Here is a 16,259-nt window from a genome sequence, read left to right on the forward strand (position 1 = left end):
TCCACGTCAGTCTCCTTCAAAGTCTATACTTTTGACTGTTTCAATAAAATTGCGCATAAGCTGAATATCTTTAACGCCAGGTGTTTTTTCTATTCCTGATGAAATATCAATACCATCAGGTCGAGCAATATGAATGGCCTGCTTGACGTTATTGGCATTCAATCCACCCGAAAGCATGGTTTTTATATCTGCGTCAAGCAACTTCATAAGTGACCAATCAAAAGAAATGCCATTTCCACCAGGAAGTGATGCATTTTTAGGTGCTTTTGTATCCAATAAAAGAATATCGGCGATCCCTTTATAACTATGAGCAGTTTTCATGTCGTTTTCATCATAGATGGAAATTGCTTTTATAACGGGCAGATCATAGCGCTTTTTCATTGATTGAATATCTTTGGCGCTTTCATGACCATGAAGCTGCAAAATATCGGGATTGACACATTTGACAAGATGATCCAACTCCTCTTGGGTCGCATTGACTGTAACGGCAACCAATTGTGTTGGTTTTTGTATCAAAGGGCGCAGTTTAGCTGCGCGTTGTAAATCAATATTGCGCGGGCTTTTTGCATAAAATATAAAGCCAATATAGTTCGCGCCGAGATCCATTGCGGCTTTAATCGCTTCGGGCGTTTTTAAGCCACAGAGTTTAATGTCAAGATTCATCTTTTTAAATTGTCACAAAATTGTATAAAAGTCGAGTTTGAACATGATAAAAACAAAGCCGACTGAAAATATCAATTGTATCAAAGGTGATTAGAATTGATAAGCGTTTTCTTCTCATCGTTATGGTCGAGCTTTTTATAAAGATGAATCATAAAAGCGGCAGCAAAAAGTGGCGTTAAAAGATTAAGAAAAGGAATGGATACAAAAAAAGCAATAATCAATCCGCTTATAAAGACGCTCCCAGAATTACGTTTATAAAAAGCATGGGCATCGGCTTCAGAGCGAAATCGACAGGCTGCAAATTCAAAATATTCCCGTCCAAAAAGATACCCATTAATAACATAAAAGGCGATCAGATTGACGCCGGGAACAAAAAATAAAAGCAAAGCAATGAAATTGCCAAGAATGCTTAAAAGAACAAAACGTAAAGCTATAATAAGTGAACGACCTAATGGCATAGCCGTTCCTGGAATGTCATTTCGATAATCGTTTTTTTCTATAATTTCCGCGACGTCATCAATAAAAAAACCACCAATCATTGCTGTAATAGGAGCAATTAAAAGCGCCATTAAGACAGCAAGACCAATAGAGAATGTAAGCGCACCAATAAAACCTAGCCAACCGACCCAACTAGGAAGCGTTGGTAAAAAATCAGCAATCCATGGCCATACAAATGTAAAAAAAGCTTGTCTCACTAAAAGCCATAAAATGGCTAAAATCGCTAAAGTCGCGCCTAATGCTTTCCATAGCATAGAGCGAAATGGCGGGGTGAATATACGCTGAAGCGCGCGATAAGCAGCATCAAAAATCATGTTATTTTAAATAAGAAATGAGAGAATAAGAAGCAAGGGGTCTTGCGAGTTTTGATGTTTATAGTCATAAGAATTGATAGGAATGCCTGTTTTGGTGCAAACCTTTATAAAAGGAAGATTTTATGGCTGATTTTGATGTTTTGGCAATTGGCAATGCTATCGTTGATGTTATAGCGCGCGCTGATGATGATTTTTTAATTCAAAACAACATTATTAAGGGAGCGATGAATCTTATTGATAAAGAACGCGCTGAAATGCTTTATGCCTCTATGGGGCAAACGGTAGAAACATCAGGTGGAAGTGCTGGAAATACGGCTGCAAGCTTAGCAAGTCTTGGTGCGAAAACGGCTTTTATTGGTAAAGTCGCACGTGATCAATTAGGACATGTGTTTTCTCATGATATGCGTGGACAAGGCGTGGCTTATGATACACGCGCTCTTGATGGTGGTGCGTCAACTGCTCGGTGTATAATTTTCAACACCCCAGATGGCGAAAGAACGATGAATACTTATCTTGGCGCTTGTTTAGAATTTGGCCCAGAAGATATTGAAGTCTCAAAAGTTGCTGCATCAAAAGTCGTATATTTCGAAGGATATTTATGGGATCCGCCTCGCGCCAAAGAAGCCATGCGGTTAGCGGCAAAAATCGCTCATGAAAATGGCAATGAAATGGCAATCACACTTTCAGATTCTTTTTGTGTCGAACGTTTTCGTGATGAGTTTTTAGAACTCATCCGTTCCAATGTCGTCGATATTGTTTTTGCCAATGAGGCAGAGCTTCTTTCACTTTATGAAACATCATCATTTGAAGATGCCGTTGCAGCTATGCGTAATGATACACGTGGCTTTGCTTGTGTCACACGCGCAGAAAAGGGTTCACTTGTGATTCGTCGCGATGAAACTTTTAGCGTAAAAGCCTATCCTGTTGATAAGGTTGTTGATCAAACCGGTGCGGGTGATTCTTATGCGGCAGGTGTTCTTTATGGGTATACCAATGGACTGTCTTTTGAAGATAGCGCACGTTTGGGGTCACTTTGTGCCAGCCATATTATTCAACAAATTGGTCCAAGAGCGCAATATTCACTACGTGATTTGGGCGTGCAAAGCGGTATTATAGCTTCTAAATAGATCTGTTATGAGCTCAAGCCTATGGAATAGTTTCATCACATCATCCAAAGTCAAGTTCATTTGAATACATAAATTTTGTTTGCATTGAGTGAAATTTTTTAAATCTCATTGCGACACTAAGCACTGATAAAAATTATTGTATTCACACTATCATAAATTTTCGCAAGAGTGCGCAATGCCTTGATTGTGTCGTTAATAGCTGTAAATGGCAAGATAACACCTTGAAATTTGATCATATAGCCACTGCACTTATTTTGTATTTCTATCATATAGATGGGAAAGTTAAATAGAGACTGTTATAAAAGGTGTTTTTAATAAAATTGTTTTAAGAAAAGACAGCAAAAATAAATCGTTCTTTCTCAGAACTCTTATTCTAATGAAAACGCATATTTTTTAAAAAGCCTCACTTTATAAAACTATATTTTTGAAAAAAAATCGGCAATCTTAAGTGCAAGCTTTTGTGCAACATCATGTTTGCTCATTTCAGGCCAATCTTCAATTGTTTCATGGCTGATTAGATGAATGGTATTATTGTCTCCCCCCATAACACTTTGGCCTTTTTTAGAAAAAGAGACATCATTGGCTACAATGAAATCTGCTCCTTTTGTTTTTAGTTTTTTTTGTCCGTTTTTCAAAACATCATCAGTCTCAGCGGCAAATCCAACAACAAGTTTTGGTCGGTTTTCGGCATGACCGATTGTTGATAAAATATCGGGATTTTCTACCATTTTAAAGGCTGGCGCGTGTTTATTTTTTTTCAGTTTTTTAGAAATTTGATGATCACTACGCCAATCAGCAACTGCTGCAACGAAAATTGCGCCATCTGCAGGTAATGCTTCTTGCACAGCTTTTAACATATCATTAGCGGTTTCAACATGAATTGTGGTTACGCCTTTGGGGTCTTCTAGGTGGACAGGTCCTGAAATCAGTGTCACCTTGGCACCTAATTGATTAAGTTGAGTTGCGATCGCATGTCCTTGCTTGCCTGATGAGCGATTAGCAAAATAACGGATAGGATCAATAGGTTCATGCGTTGGACCAGATGTTACTATAAAATGGTGATTTGAAAGCAATTTTTTTTTGTTAGAAAAAAAATGTTCTATATGGGCAACCAGTGTTAAAGGTTCACTCATTCGGCCGCGTCCATTTTCACCTTTTTCAGCCATTTCACCACTTTCAGGACCTATAAAATGTACGCCATCTTTGTGCAGTATTTCGACATTGCGTTTGGTTGCAGGATGTGCCCACATGGAAGGGTTCATAGCTGGTGCTAAAATTATAGGACAAGTTGCGGCTAAAAGCACAGCACCTGCAAGATCATCAGCAATACCATTGGCCATCTTTGCGAGGCGATCTGCGGTTGCTGGTGCAACAATAATCGCATCGGCCATGCGTGCCAGCCGAATATGTCCAACATCATGTTCATCCTTATGTGAAAATAAATCGGTATAAACAGATGTGGCTGATAATGTACTTGCACTAAGGGGTGTCACGAAATGCTGAGCTGCCTGTGTCATAATGATATGAACTGTCGCACCGCGCTCTTTAAGACGTCGAATAAGATCAAGTGTCTTATAAGCAGCAATGCCACCGCCAATAATAAGGAGAATATTTTGTGATTGCAATGATTGCACATCATACGACAAATCATTTATGAAAACTGTTGGGTCGTCTTCATTGATGGTATCTCTTTTGCTTAAGATTTGTCGAACTTCTTCTTCCATAGAATGCCCGTTTTGAGCGGCTTGAAGTCTTAATTTTTCTTTGATTTCAGGGTTAAGATTACGAATCGTTATGCTGGCCATCTTGATTTCCTATTGCGATCAATGCAATCATTTTAACAGAAAAACATTCTTATAAAAAACGAAATGTTATGATGACTAAGCAAATCGCAATAATGATCAAAGCATAACGTCCAAATTTGTTATTTTTTGCGTGCGCATTTGCTAGTTTTTTAACTGTGGCATCTCCAAGAATAAGACCTTCCTGCGCCATTTGATCCATGCTCTTTTGTATACGCTGAAAACTTTCTGTGAGTTCAGGTGTTTTGCGCGCCAATGTTAAGAGAGATTGGGCACTTTCGTTTAGATCTTTTAAAATACCAACGGGACCCATATTTTTGGCTATCCATTCCTTAACGACAGGTTCAGAAGCTTGCCACATATTAAAATGTGGATTGAGTGAACGGGCGACACCCTCAACGACAACCATGGTTTTTTGCAAAAGCAAAAGCTCTGGACGTGTTTCCATATCAAAAAGTTCTGTTACTTCAAATAACAGCGTCAGCAGTTTTGCCATAGAAATAGTTTCAGCAGATTGTCCATGTATTGGTTCACCAATAGCGCGATTGGCTTGAGCAAAACTTTCAATATCATGATGATGCGGCACATAACCAGCTTCAAAATGCACACGGGCAACACGCATATAATCGCGGGTTATAAACCCATAAAGAATTTCAGCTAAAAAATATTTTTCTTTTTTCCCAAGCCGTCCCGTAATTCCAAGATCGACTGCAACAATACACCCGTCGTGATCAACAAATAAATTTCCAGGATGCATGTCTGCATGAAAAAAACCATCACGTAAACTATGGCGTAAAAATGATTGCATCAACGTAACAGCAAGTGCATTTAAATCAAAACCTTGAGCTTTAAGGGCATCAATGTCTGACATTTTTGTGCCCTCTATCCATTCCATGGTTAAAACGTCGCGTCCCGTTCTTTCCCAATCAACGATTGGAACACGAAACCCCGGATCTTGAGCAGAATTTTCACCCAATTCGGAAAGTGCGGCAGCTTCTAGGCGTAAATCCATCTCAATTTTTGTGGATTGGGCCAACATATCGACAACATCAACGGGATGAAGGCGGCGACTTGCAGGCACGTAGCGCTCTTGTATCTGAGCAACCATATAAAAACTTTGCAAATCTTTTGAAAATCGCACACGCACCCCAGGTCGAATAACTTTGACAGCAACATTGCGCAATGTACCATCTGGATTTTTAATGATTGCAGGATGGACCTGTGCCATGGAGGCGGCAGCTATGGCAGGTTTAAATTCAACAAAAATATCGTCAATTTTGCGCCCCAATGAACCTTCTATTTGTGCTACAGCCAATTCATGAGGGAAGGTATAAACACGGTCTTGTAGTTGAGCCAGATCTTTTGCAACTTCAGATCCTACAATATCAGGGCGTGTTGCCAAAAATTGACCAAGCTTAATATAAGATGGCCCGAGTTTATTCATAGCGCGCGACATATTTTCAGATCGCTTCACATTTTTGGCTTTTGGGCGCGCAATCCATTTTGCTATTTTATGCGCAAGTGCAGGAGGACCTTGCAATCCATCACTTGGCAAAGCGCTTAAAACACCCTCACGTGCTAAAATCCAGCCAGCGCGCATTAAACGCAATGTCGCAGTTATTTTTCCCATTCAAATTTTCCAAGCTGAATGTATGGCAGCAATTCCACCATTGAGATTACGATAAGAAACATGCGAAAATCCTGCTTTGCTTATCATTGCTGCAAAGTCCGTTTGTTTAGGAAATTTACGAATGGATTCAACAAGATATTTGTAAGAATCTGCATCCCCTGCAATCATTTGGCCCACACGCGGAATGCCATGAAATGACCATAAGTCATAAATCTTATCAAGAATTGGCATTTCGACTTCAGAAAATTCCAAACACATGAAACGGCCACCCGGTTTTAAAACCCGAAAAGCTTCAGATAAAGCTTGATCAATATGAGGAACATTACGAATTCCAAATGCAATTGTATAGGCATCAAAACTGTCTTCATCAAAAGGTAAATTTTCCGCATTGGCTTCAATAAAATCAATAAAAGAAGAAAGCCCTTTTTTTTGCGCGCGCTCAGTTCCAACTTCAAGCATGGAGCTGTTAATATCAAGCACTGTCGCATGTGCCTGACGGTTTGATGCTTCAACAATACGAAAAGCAATATCACCCGTTCCGCCCGCAACATCGAGCACATTCCAGTTTTTGGTTTTGGATGGCGATAGCCAAGATACAAAAGCATCTTTCCATAAACGATGCATGCCGATAGACATAACATCGTTCATAATATCGTATTTTTTTGCAACAGAATGAAAGACATCATTGACCATGGTTTGTTTCTGATTTTCTGCAACTGTTTGAAAACCAAAAGATTTTTCCATGCCACCTTGTGTGCCTACGCGTTTTGTTTCGAAACTCATATTATTGCCTTTCACGTCTTTCTTTACGTTTTATCGCAACTTCTATCTTTAGGGAATGGTTTCTATAAAAATAAGGTGAATAAACTCATGAGATGGATATTAGATCATCATATTATCTTTATTTACGGGCTTCATCCATAGATTGATCCATCATTATTTAAAACTATATAAATTTTAAAAATTATTCATTCAAAATGAAAGAACAGCCAAGTCAAAGAACAGCCAAGTCAAAGAACAGCGATTTCATTGTTACAGTCTTTCTTTGTAAGATTTTATGAGGCATATTTATTGTTGCGTATTTGAATGCTGGTGCAACATTTTTTTCAAAGAGATGCGTGTTCTTAATCAAGAAATATTTTTGTATGCTGTAAAAATAAATAATCACTAAGAGGAGATCCTTACATGGGTATAACGGTTGTTTCTCATCCCCTTGTTCAACATAAATTGACGATGATGCGTATGAAAGAAACCTCAACAGCCGAATTTCGTCAATTGGTACACGAAACGGCTTTTTTGTTAGGTTATGAAGTGACAAGAGATTTAAGTTTAGAAATGGTGCCAATTGAAACACCAATGGAAGACATGGACGCTCCTATGTTAAAAGGAAAAAAGCTCGTTCTTGCTTCTATTTTACGCGCGGGGGAAGGGCTTCTGTTTGGGATGCTGGATCTGCTCCCTTCTGCGCGCGTTTGTCATATTGGTCTTTATCGCGACCATGATACTTTGGAAGCTGTTGAATATTATTTTAAAGCGCCAGAAGATCTTCATGAACGTCTTGTTATTGTTGTTGATCCGATGCTTGCGACAGGCAATTCTGCAATTAAAGCGATTGATCAGCTTAAAAAGCGGGGTGCTAAAAATATACGTTTTGTATGTATCTTAAGCGTTGAAGAAGGGATTCAGCATCTTCAAAAAAAGCATCCTGATGTTGATATTTATACGGTCGCTATTGATAGAGAATTGAATCACCAAAGTTATATTTTACCAGGTTTAGGCGATGCGGGTGATCGTATGTTTGGAACAAAGTAATATTAATGTCTTGAAATCGTGATTTCCATTTATTAGGTGCTTAAAATATTATTTTAAAGACGTTTTAAAACGAAGAAAAGGCGGCATTATGCGACAGTGGATTTTAAAAGCCAATGCTAGATATCTTGATGATTTGGTGCTTGTTGAAAAAGATGTTCCAGAGCCAGGTCCAGGATTTGTGCGTATAAAAATGCATGCTGTATCATTGAATTTTCGTGATGTTGTAATTATGAGAAATGATGTTGGTATGGGGGTTAAACGGGATACAATACCCCTTTCTGATGGTGTTGGTGTTGTGGATGCAATTGGGCAAAATGTAACCAAATGGCATAAAGGCGAACGTATCGTGACAAATCTTTATGCAGGCTGGAAAGACGGAGCCATTACTGCACAGTTGGATAGCGGCCTTGGTTCTCAAGATATTGATGGAACTTTAGGCGAATATGTTTTAATCCCGGAAGATCGTCTTATGAAAGCCCCACGATCACTCTCAGACGAAGAAGCAGCGACATTACCTTGTGCAGGATTAACCGCTTGGTCTGCACTTCACGGCAATCGACCTTATCTTTTTACACCACAAAAAAAGCAAAAAATTTTGCTTCTTGGTACAGGGGGGTTGTCGCTTATGGCGATAAATATGGTGAAGGCGATGGGGTGTGATGTTTATATAACGACTGGTCAAAACGAAAAAATTGATCATCTTTACACAATGGGTGTAAAAGGTGTCTTTAATTATCGAGAAAACTCTCAATGGGGAGAAGCGGTTTATGATAAGACACAAGGTGGTGTTGATCTTGTGATGAATAATGCAGGACTTGATTCAATTGACCAAGCAGTTGCAGCATTAAAATATGGCGGTGTTATGTCTTTAGTAGGGGCAAAAGAACAAGCCAATATAGCACCGAATTTGTTGGCAATCATTCGAAAGAATATTACAATTTTTAGTGTTTTGACGGGTAGTCAAGCCGCTTATCAGGATTATATTCAATTTATTGATGATCATAATGTTAGATCGCCTATCGCAACTGTTCTTGAATTTGAAAAAGCTCGTGAAGCTTATGAACATGTCATAAATGCAGATCTTTTAGGAAAAGTCGTTCTTCGTATAGCACATGTATAATCGCTTATGACTGCGAAGTGATAATTAAAATATCTAAAAATTAATAGAACTCTCTTGTAAAGAAGATAAAGGATATCTTTTTAAGATAGTGTGCTGGCTTTAAGGCTTTATAGGTTGAAAAATAACACGTAAGCCACCAAGAGGGCTTTCGTCCAAAATTAAATGCCAACCATATGGTTTTAAGACACTGCTTGCAATAGAAAGTCCTAATCCAGTTGAGGAAGAGCGTTCATCAAATCGAATGCCGCGTTCAACAGCGTTTTTACGTTGTTGTGCTGTCATACCTGCCCCATCATCATCAATGATGAGGTGACAGTGATCATCAGTACTGATGATCACTGTTTTTGTGGCGTGGCGGGCGGCATTTTCTAAAATCGGTCCGAGAGCTTCTGCCATATCCGACATATCTAGTGGTAAATATGTCTGTGGTGTGATGTTGATTTGCCATTTCAAAACCTCACCATAAGCGGTGTTGGATAAAACACGAACCAATTGACACGTTAATGTATCAATATCACAAGAAACGGGACCTTTTTGTACAGAAACTTCGGCACGGCTGCGTGTTAATTCACGATCAATTTGGCGTTGTAGCCCAATGCTTAATTCGCGTAGATGCTGTGAAGCAACGTCATGACCTTCATCGTAAAGCTTTTGCGAAAGATTACGTAAGGCCGCTAAGGGAGATTTTAAGCCATGTGCAAGATCTGCCGCACGGTTTTTCGCCTCTTCAATAGATTGAGCGCGTGAATCCATAAGATGATTGATGGTTTGCGTTAGTGGTAATACCTCATTGGCAAAATTGTTATCCATGCGTTGAGAAGGCGTATTCATAAGTTTTTCAACCGCACTTCTTAATCCGCGCAACGGTAAAAGTCCCAGTTCAATTTGCAACCAGATGAGTAAAATTAGAACCGTGCCTAAAAGTAGAAGATAAAATGCTAAATCACTGGCAAATTCATCTCGTGCCTTATGGATAAACGCTGTATCAATGGCGACCTCAATACGCACACGCCGTGCCATATCCGTTGATGAAAGCATTAAACTGCGGGAAAGAATAAAATAATGATTAAGGCGCTTTGCGTGTTGACTGTCGCGCGTTTGCGGTAAATCTCCATCCCACAAAGAGCGTGAGCGAATATCTCCACCGTGTTCTAGATCACTCACACGCCAATAATATCCACTTAATGGCACATCAAATTGTGGGCTAAGACTTGAAGTGGATAAGTGGAGCTGATTGTCATGACCGACAATAAGACCAGCGGCAATGGCATTGAAGTGTAGATTCAATTCTTCAGAAAAGCGCCGCTCAATATGGCGTTCAAAAAGAAAAGTAAACCCAAAAAAAGAAATACCCATAGCCAGAATGATGGCTAAGGCGCCGAGCCCAAGTTGGCGTATGCGTAGTGAACGTGAGAGTGTCATTGGCTAACGCAAACGCTCATACATCACCACAAAAACGATAGCCAAAGCCGCGCCGTGTTTCAATTGTTTGACTCCCTAATTTTCGCCGCACCCGACCAATCAGTGCTTCAAGTGCATTGGGGTCACGTGCATCAGTATCTCCATAAATATGTTCGGCAAGTTCGCTAGCTTGGACAATGCGTTCGTGATGAAGTGCTAAAAAATGCACAAGACGATATTCTAAGGCTGTGAGATCAATGACTTTACCTTTTTGGGTTAGGCGCATTAATCGCGTGTCAATGTGTATATCACCTATGATTAAGTTCGGGTCTGCTTGTCCAGCGCTTCGCCTAATGAGCGCACGTAAACGCGCGATAAGTTCTATCATTTCAAAAGGTTTTGCTAGATAATCATCACCTCCTGAATCTATACCTTCTACTCGTTCCATCCATGTTCCGCGGGCTGATAATATAATAACAGGCGCGTGCATTTTGGCTTTGCGCCATAATTTTAAAACACTTAAACCATCTTTTATCGGCAAGCCTAGATCAAGAACAATGCCATCGTAATTTTCTGTATCACCCATAAACCATGCTGTTTCACCGTCACTTGCTTCATCAACGTTAAAACCAGCTTGTGTTAATGCATCGACCAAATCACCACGCAAACGCGCATCATCTTCAACAACAAGAACTCTCAATCATCCACCTCAATATCTAAGATATTACCTGTTTTAGCGTCTATTTCCACTTCTCGGATAACACCTTTTGCATCAATGACTTTCAATTCATAAATATAAAAACCGTCATCACGGTCAAATTCAACTTTAATAACATTACTGCCTGGCAGAACATCGTCTATGATTTCAAGCATATCTTTTAAAGGGCGAATTTCACCACGTGCCAAGGCTGCACGTGCAGCATCTTGGTCATCATCTGCCACAGCAAACGATACTAAGGCTGAAGATAAGCCAAGGGAAAGTGTTGAAAAAACTATTATCTGTAACCATCTCATCATCGTGTCAGTATGCCTTATCGAAACTGATAGAATGCTGACAGAAAATGTAAGGATAGTATCAGCTTTATTATTGTAAATGATGAAAGACGATCTGAAAAGCACGTTGTGTTTTAAATCGACGGTCTAAAAAAAATAGTAACGTTCGTTTTTGAAAAAGGAGATAGATATGTCTTTTAAAAATATGCGCATGATTGTACTTGCTTCTGCGTTAACGGCGACAGCAATGAGCGGTCTTGCAGCAACAAGCTACGCACAAAATGCACCAGATGCTCGAATTAGTTGGTCGCAATTGACCACGCAATTAGAACAAAACAATTATAAAATTCGTGAATTGGACGAAAAATATTATGGTTGGAAAGCTGAAGTGTATGATAAAGACCATCGACGCCTTGAATTGCGTATTGATAAACAAGGCAACATTATTCGACAGGAATTTGATGACTAATTTTTAATCAAAGTGAATAACACTCTTTCAATAAGCCCTATGCTGGGTATTTAATTCTTTTATTTAGGCACTTTCTTTTAAAATAAGAAGGTGCCTAAATTTATTCTCAATAGAGTATTTTTGAAATGTATAAAAAAGATACAATAATAAATTTGATTTTGAATTATAGCGATGTTTTTACTGTCTTTTTTTGAAAATAATAAAACAATAATGCGATTTTCATTATATTCTTTTGATATGAGCGGAAAAATTATTTATCGCCTGAAAAAGTTTACAGTGAGCGCATTCATGTTTTGTCTCTTTTGTTTTGAGGTGAATGACAATATCAATATTCGAAATAACATAGCCATCAGGTGGGGTCGGTAATTTTTTAAAATTTGGCGTAAACGCACTCATACTGATTTTATGCGCTTGCCCATTTTGATCCGTATGGTGAAAAAAAACACTATTGTTGCGTGCTGTTGCATAAAGTTGTTTTTGAGCATGACAAGAAACTGGCCTTATCAATCCGACTTTAGCAAAATGATGAAGCGTATTATAAATAGTTGCCAAAGACATGGTGTTTCCACAAAGAGCAACATCTTCATAAAGTGTTTCTGCATCGATTAAGGGATCTGTGCGGTCAAATATCTGCGCTGCAACCGTTAATCTTTGACGTGTGGCGCGCAAACCATAATGTGTGAGCAACTCACGATAAGACTTTTCTTGTTTTGTGCGCTCAAGAATGCTTCGTGTTTTTTCCGTATAGTTTAACATTCATAAAACTTTCAAAAAATTGCAATGAAGCAGGTTTTTGCAAATAATTCTTAGTTGCAAAAAGACATTAAGTTTGATAAGTAATAATGAAAATGCAAATCATGTGCAATAAGAAAGTGATATCCATGAGTGAAAAAAGTATAGTGTCTGTTTTCATACCAAAAAGGAACTTTTTAAAAGGTGCTGTTGTCGCGTTAGCACTCTATAGTGTAAGTCTTTTATCTCCAGTGCAATCTTTTGCTGCCGAAAAATTTAAAGCTGTTACAACCTTTACCGTTATTGCTGATATGGCTCGCAATGTTGCTGGCGAGGCCGCAGATGTTGAATCTATTACAAAACCAGGGGCGGAAATTCATGAATATCAACCAACCCCACAAGATTTAATGCGTGCGCAAGGGGCGGATTTAATTTTATGGAATGGTTTAAATTTAGAACTTTGGTTTGAGAAATTCTTTGATAATGTTCAAGACGTGCCAAGCGTCGTTGTTTCCGATGGCGTTGAGCCCATGAGCATTAATGATGGACCTTATCGGGGAAAGCCAAATCCACATGCTTGGATGTCTCCAACATCTGCATTGATTTATGTTGATAATATTCGTGATGCATTTGTAAAATATGATCCTGATAATGCAGATATTTATCGCAAAAATGCTGATGAATATAAGCAAAAGATCAGTGCGTCTATAGATCCAATCAAGGCAGAATTATCTGCTTTGCCAGAAGATAGACGTTGGTTGGTGACAAGTGAGGGTGCGTTTAGTTATCTTGCACGTGACTTTGGTCTTAAAGAATTATTTTTATGGCCCATAAATGCTGATCAACAAGGAACACCTCAACAAGTTAAACATGTCATTGATGAAGTGCGTGCTCATAATATCCCTGTGGTTTTTTCTGAAAGCACGATATCTGATGCGCCAGCAAAGCAAGTTGCACGTGAAACGGGCGCAAAATACGGTGGCGTTCTTTATGTTGATTCGCTTTCTGAAGAAGATGGTCCAGTTCCAACCTATATTGATTTGTTGAATGTTACCAGTTCTACAATAGCTAAAGGCTTAGCAGAATGAGTAATAGTGGTATATCCGCGCGTGATGTTAGTGTAACTTATCGCAATGGTCACACCGCTTTACGACATGCAAGTTTTGAAACGCCAACCAGTTCCATAACGGCACTGGTTGGTGTTAATGGTTCTGGCAAATCAACTTTATTCAAAGCGATTATGGGATTTGTTGGGCTGTCAAAGGGAACGATTACGGTTTTTGATATGCCTGTGAGCCATGCGCTCAAACAAAACTTGGTTGCGTATGTGCCTCAATCAGAAGATGTTGATTGGAACTTTCCAGTTCTTGTTGAAGATGTTGTGATGATGGGTCGTTACGGACATATGAATTTTATGCGCCGTCCCAAAAAAACAGACTATGAAGCTGTCAGTGATGCGCTTTCACGGGTAAATATGTTGGAATTTCGCAAGCGCCAAATTGGTGAGCTTTCAGGTGGTCAAAAAAAACGTGTTTTTTTAGCCAGAGCCATTGCTCAGGAAGCGCGCGTTATTTTGCTTGATGAACCTTTTACAGGTGTCGATGTAAAGACAGAAGATCAAATCATTACACTTCTTAAACAAATGCGCGATAGCGGTGCGGTTATGCTGGTTTCAACGCATAATCTGGGTTCTGTGCCTGAATTTTGTGATCGAACTGTTTTGATAAAAGGGACAGTTCTTGCTTACGGCCTGACATCGGATGTTTTTACCAAAAAGAATTTAGAAGAAACATTTGGTGGCGCTTTGCGTCATCATGTTCTTGATTCTGATCAGACGTCAGGTGTTAATGTTATAAGCGATGATGAAAGTCCACTTTTCCTTTATTCAAACAAAACTGGAAAGGGGGCATCGTGATTGCTTGGCTTTTGGAACCTTTTTCTTATCAATTCATGATTAATGCTATGTGGGTGTCAGCCCTAGTTGGCTGTGTTTGTGCCTTTCTGTCCGCCTTTTTAATGCTCAAAGGCTGGTCATTGATTGGCGATGCGCTGTCACATTCAATTGTACCGGGTGTTGCTGGAGCTTATATAATTGGGTTGCCTTTTTCGCTAGGTGCTTTTTTTTCAGGTGGTTTGGCTGCCATTGCAATGTTATTTTTCAATCAAAGAACCAAATTAAAAGAAGACGCAATTATTGGTCTGATTTTTTCTTCTTTTTTTGCTCTTGGACTATTTATGAAATCTCTGAAACCTATGGCCGTGAGTATAGATACGATTGTACTGGGGAATATTTTGGCTGTCAGCCCATCAGATATATTTCAATTGGCATTTATCGGTTTTGTGACCCTTTTTATTCTTTTATTAAGATGGAAAGATCTCATGGTCACATTTTTTGACGAAAACCATGCGCGCTCCATTGGCTTAAATACAAAAGCATTAAAATTACTTTTTTTTGCATTATTAGCGGCTTGTACAGTCGCAGCAATGCAAACAGTTGGGGCATTTTTGGTCATTAGTCTTGTTGTTACTCCAGGCGCGACCGCCTATTTATTAACCGATCGTTTTCAACGGTTGCTCATCATAGCGGTGGTTATAGGAACTTTAACAAGTGCGGTCGGCGTATATTTGAGTTATTTAATGCATGCGCAAACGGGTGGTGTTGTCGTTTTATTGCAAGCACTTTTTTTTGCATTAGCATTTATTTTTGGACCCAAGCACGGTTTTATTGCGGCGCGTTTACGCGCAAAACAGGCACGCTCATGATTGATACACTTCTTTTCCCTTTTCAATACCCGTTCATGATTCGTGGTATGGTGATAACCATGACCGTGGCATTTCCTATGGCCATGTTGTCTTGTTTCCTTATTTTGAAAGGCTGGTCTCTTTTGGGAGATGCAATTTCGCATGCAGTTTTCCCAGGAGTGGTGATTGGTTATATGGTTACTCCGAGTGTAGTTTCTGGATTAGCTCTTTTACCATGGGCAGCATTTCATATGCTCAATCCATCAGATGTAACAATGGCAATGATGGCAATTGGTGCTTTTATTGCAGGAATGATATGTGCCATTTTGACAGGATTTATCGGTGCCAATAGTCGTGTTAAGCAAGATACGGTGATGGGGGTGGTGTTTTCTTCCATGTTTGGCTTGGGTCTGGTTCTTGCTACAAGTATTGAAAGCGAATTGCATCTTAATCATATTCTTTTTGGTCATTTGCTAGGTGTTAATTGGCTTGATATTACCCAGACTGCGATCATATCAATAATAATCGTTGCAATTTTAGGCTTGAAATGGCGTGATTTTTTATTGTTCAGTTTTGATTTTATTCAAGCGCGTGCTGTCGGATTAAGTGTAAAGATACTTCATTATGCATTACTCATGATGATTTCTCTTACTATTGTTGCCGCACTTAAAGCTGTCGGTATTATTTTGGCCATTTCACTTCTTATTGCACCTGGTGCAATTGCATATTTGATGACCAAACGTTTTTCGACAATGTTAATTATTGCAATTCTCATTGGTGTATCATGTAGTTTTTTAGGTGTTTATTTAAGTATTTTTATAGGTTCAGACGCCGCATCTACTGTTGTATTATTAATGACAATACTGTTTGTAATGACCTTTATAGGTGTCTCTTATTCTGCAAGACGAGTTTCACAAAACAGTCTTTGAAAGACATGGATATTTATTGGCAGATGC

At 39.1% G+C, this 16,259-nt stretch carries 17 protein-coding genes; 8 read left to right on the plus strand and 9 right to left on the minus strand.

Annotation, left to right across the window (positions count from 1 at the left end; all coding sequences use genetic code 11):
- Positions 1 to 6: 6 nt before the first annotated feature.
- Complete coding sequence (locus tag ME5_RS02525; RefSeq protein ID WP_008038105.1) at positions 7 to 663, minus strand: phosphoribosylanthranilate isomerase; 657 nt, start codon at positions 661 to 663, stop codon at positions 7 to 9.
- 80 nt (positions 664 to 743) lie between these two features.
- Complete coding sequence (locus ME5_RS02530) at positions 744 to 1,475, minus strand: sulfate transporter family protein (protein WP_008038106.1); 732 nt, start codon at positions 1,473 to 1,475, stop codon at positions 744 to 746.
- A 122-nt stretch (positions 1,476 to 1,597) separates the two neighbouring features.
- Between ME5_RS02530 and ME5_RS02535 the strand changes: the two genes are divergently transcribed.
- Complete coding sequence (locus tag ME5_RS02535; RefSeq protein ID WP_008038107.1) at positions 1,598 to 2,602, plus strand: adenosine kinase; 1,005 nt, start codon at positions 1,598 to 1,600, stop codon at positions 2,600 to 2,602.
- A gap of 416 nt (positions 2,603 to 3,018) precedes the next feature.
- Here the strand turns inward: ME5_RS02535 and coaBC are convergent, their stop codons facing one another.
- From coaBC to ubiE, 3 genes are read right to left on the minus strand one after another with little or no spacing between them, the layout of a single operon-like run.
- Positions 3,019 to 4,407, minus strand: coding sequence for a bifunctional phosphopantothenoylcysteine decarboxylase/phosphopantothenate--cysteine ligase CoaBC (gene coaBC, locus ME5_RS02540; RefSeq protein WP_008038108.1), 1,389 nt, complete (start codon positions 4,405 to 4,407; stop codon positions 3,019 to 3,021).
- 49 nt (positions 4,408 to 4,456) lie between these two features.
- Positions 4,457 to 6,034, minus strand: a complete 1,578-nt coding sequence (gene ubiB / locus ME5_RS02545; RefSeq protein WP_008038115.1) for a 2-polyprenylphenol 6-hydroxylase — start codon at positions 6,032 to 6,034, stop codon at positions 4,457 to 4,459.
- A complete protein-coding gene (gene ubiE / locus ME5_RS02550) occupies positions 6,035 to 6,817 on the minus strand; it encodes a bifunctional demethylmenaquinone methyltransferase/2-methoxy-6-polyprenyl-1,4-benzoquinol methylase UbiE (RefSeq protein ID WP_008038116.1) in 783 nt (260 codons plus the stop codon).
- A gap of 402 nt (positions 6,818 to 7,219) precedes the next feature.
- On the opposite strand from ubiE, the gene upp reads away from it, so the two are divergent.
- Both upp and ME5_RS02560 read left to right on the plus strand, forming a co-directional pair.
- Entirely contained in the window at positions 7,220 to 7,846 is a 627-nt protein-coding gene (gene upp / locus ME5_RS02555) for a uracil phosphoribosyltransferase (RefSeq protein ID WP_008038117.1), read from the plus strand.
- An 88-nt stretch (positions 7,847 to 7,934) separates the two neighbouring features.
- The gene (locus ME5_RS02560) at positions 7,935 to 8,966 is read left to right on the plus strand and encodes a zinc-dependent alcohol dehydrogenase family protein (RefSeq protein ID WP_008038118.1); all 1,032 of its coding nucleotides are present in this window, start codon (positions 7,935 to 7,937) and stop codon (positions 8,964 to 8,966) included.
- 99 nt (positions 8,967 to 9,065) lie between these two features.
- Here ME5_RS02560 and ME5_RS02565 read toward each other — a convergent pair whose 3' ends face one another.
- The 3 genes from ME5_RS02565 to ME5_RS02575 are packed head-to-tail and all read right to left on the minus strand — an operon-like array spanning position 9,066 to position 11,384.
- Positions 9,066 to 10,388: a sensor histidine kinase gene (locus ME5_RS02565; RefSeq protein ID WP_008038119.1), complete on the minus strand. Its 1,323-nt coding sequence runs from the start codon at positions 10,386 to 10,388 to the stop codon at positions 9,066 to 9,068.
- Positions 10,389 to 10,404: 16 nt separating this feature from the next.
- Positions 10,405 to 11,067, minus strand: a complete 663-nt coding sequence (locus ME5_RS02570) for a response regulator transcription factor (RefSeq protein ID WP_008038120.1) — start codon at positions 11,065 to 11,067, stop codon at positions 10,405 to 10,407.
- The gene (locus tag ME5_RS02575) at positions 11,064 to 11,384 is read right to left on the minus strand and encodes a PepSY domain-containing protein (protein ID WP_008038121.1); all 321 of its coding nucleotides are present in this window, start codon (positions 11,382 to 11,384) and stop codon (positions 11,064 to 11,066) included. The genes ME5_RS02570 and ME5_RS02575 overlap by 4 nt, the downstream gene beginning before the upstream one ends.
- A gap of 166 nt (positions 11,385 to 11,550) precedes the next feature.
- Between ME5_RS02575 and ME5_RS02580 the strand changes: the two genes are divergently transcribed.
- Complete coding sequence (locus tag ME5_RS02580; protein WP_008038122.1) at positions 11,551 to 11,829, plus strand: PepSY domain-containing protein; 279 nt, start codon at positions 11,551 to 11,553, stop codon at positions 11,827 to 11,829.
- A gap of 222 nt (positions 11,830 to 12,051) precedes the next feature.
- On the opposite strand, the gene ME5_RS02585 is transcribed toward ME5_RS02580, so the two are convergent.
- On the minus strand, positions 12,052 to 12,585 hold the full coding sequence (locus ME5_RS02585) for a Fur family transcriptional regulator (RefSeq protein ID WP_008038123.1): 534 nt from the start codon (positions 12,583 to 12,585) through the stop codon (positions 12,052 to 12,054).
- A gap of 125 nt (positions 12,586 to 12,710) precedes the next feature.
- On the opposite strand from ME5_RS02585, the gene ME5_RS02590 reads away from it, so the two are divergent.
- Genes ME5_RS02590 through ME5_RS02605 form a run of 4 tightly spaced genes read left to right on the plus strand, consistent with a single transcriptional unit; the run spans position 12,711 to position 16,232 of the window.
- The gene (locus tag ME5_RS02590; RefSeq protein WP_425338824.1) at positions 12,711 to 13,649 is read left to right on the plus strand and encodes a metal ABC transporter substrate-binding protein; all 939 of its coding nucleotides are present in this window, start codon (positions 12,711 to 12,713) and stop codon (positions 13,647 to 13,649) included.
- Positions 13,646 to 14,476 carry a manganese/iron ABC transporter ATP-binding protein gene (locus tag ME5_RS02595; protein WP_008038126.1) on the plus strand — a complete coding sequence of 277 codons (831 nt, stop codon included), beginning with the start codon at positions 13,646 to 13,648 and terminating at the stop codon, positions 14,474 to 14,476. The genes ME5_RS02590 and ME5_RS02595 overlap by 4 nt, the downstream gene beginning before the upstream one ends.
- The gene (locus tag ME5_RS02600) at positions 14,473 to 15,324 is read left to right on the plus strand and encodes a metal ABC transporter permease (protein ID WP_008038143.1); all 852 of its coding nucleotides are present in this window, start codon (positions 14,473 to 14,475) and stop codon (positions 15,322 to 15,324) included. The genes ME5_RS02595 and ME5_RS02600 overlap by 4 nt, the downstream gene beginning before the upstream one ends.
- Positions 15,321 to 16,232, plus strand: a complete 912-nt coding sequence (locus tag ME5_RS02605; protein WP_008038144.1) for a metal ABC transporter permease — start codon at positions 15,321 to 15,323, stop codon at positions 16,230 to 16,232. Before ME5_RS02600 ends, ME5_RS02605 begins: the two co-directional genes overlap by 4 nt.
- The last annotated feature ends 27 nt before the right edge of the window (positions 16,233 to 16,259 follow it).

Source organism: Bartonella tamiae Th239, assembly GCF_000278275.1.
GTDB classification, from domain to species: domain Bacteria; phylum Pseudomonadota; class Alphaproteobacteria; order Rhizobiales; family Rhizobiaceae; genus Bartonella; species Bartonella tamiae.

Coding starts and splice junctions, on each gene's coding strand:
- ME5_RS02525 (WP_008038105.1), bottom strand. CDS start 663: ATGAATCTTGACATTAAACTCTGTGGCTTAAAAACGCCCGAAGCGATT.
- ME5_RS02530 (WP_008038106.1), bottom strand. CDS start 1,475: ATGATTTTTGATGCTGCTTATCGCGCGCTTCAGCGTATATTCACCCCG.
- ME5_RS02535 (WP_008038107.1), top strand. CDS start 1,598: ATGGCTGATTTTGATGTTTTGGCAATTGGCAATGCTATCGTTGATGTT.
- coaBC (WP_008038108.1), bottom strand. CDS start 4,407: ATGGCCAGCATAACGATTCGTAATCTTAACCCTGAAATCAAAGAAAAA.
- ubiB (WP_008038115.1), bottom strand. CDS start 6,034: ATGGGAAAAATAACTGCGACATTGCGTTTAATGCGCGCTGGCTGGATT.
- ubiE (WP_008038116.1), bottom strand. CDS start 6,817: ATGAGTTTCGAAACAAAACGCGTAGGCACACAAGGTGGCATGGAAAAA.
- upp (WP_008038117.1), top strand. CDS start 7,220: ATGGGTATAACGGTTGTTTCTCATCCCCTTGTTCAACATAAATTGACG.
- ME5_RS02560 (WP_008038118.1), top strand. CDS start 7,935: ATGCGACAGTGGATTTTAAAAGCCAATGCTAGATATCTTGATGATTTG.
- ME5_RS02565 (WP_008038119.1), bottom strand. CDS start 10,388: ATGACACTCTCACGTTCACTACGCATACGCCAACTTGGGCTCGGCGCC.
- ME5_RS02575 (WP_008038121.1), bottom strand. CDS start 11,384: ATGATGAGATGGTTACAGATAATAGTTTTTTCAACACTTTCCCTTGGC.
- ME5_RS02580 (WP_008038122.1), top strand. CDS start 11,551: ATGTCTTTTAAAAATATGCGCATGATTGTACTTGCTTCTGCGTTAACG.
- ME5_RS02585 (WP_008038123.1), bottom strand. CDS start 12,585: ATGTTAAACTATACGGAAAAAACACGAAGCATTCTTGAGCGCACAAAA.
- ME5_RS02590 (WP_425338824.1), top strand. CDS start 12,711: ATGAGTGAAAAAAGTATAGTGTCTGTTTTCATACCAAAAAGGAACTTT.
- ME5_RS02595 (WP_008038126.1), top strand. CDS start 13,646: ATGAGTAATAGTGGTATATCCGCGCGTGATGTTAGTGTAACTTATCGC.
- ME5_RS02605 (WP_008038144.1), top strand. CDS start 15,321: ATGATTGATACACTTCTTTTCCCTTTTCAATACCCGTTCATGATTCGT.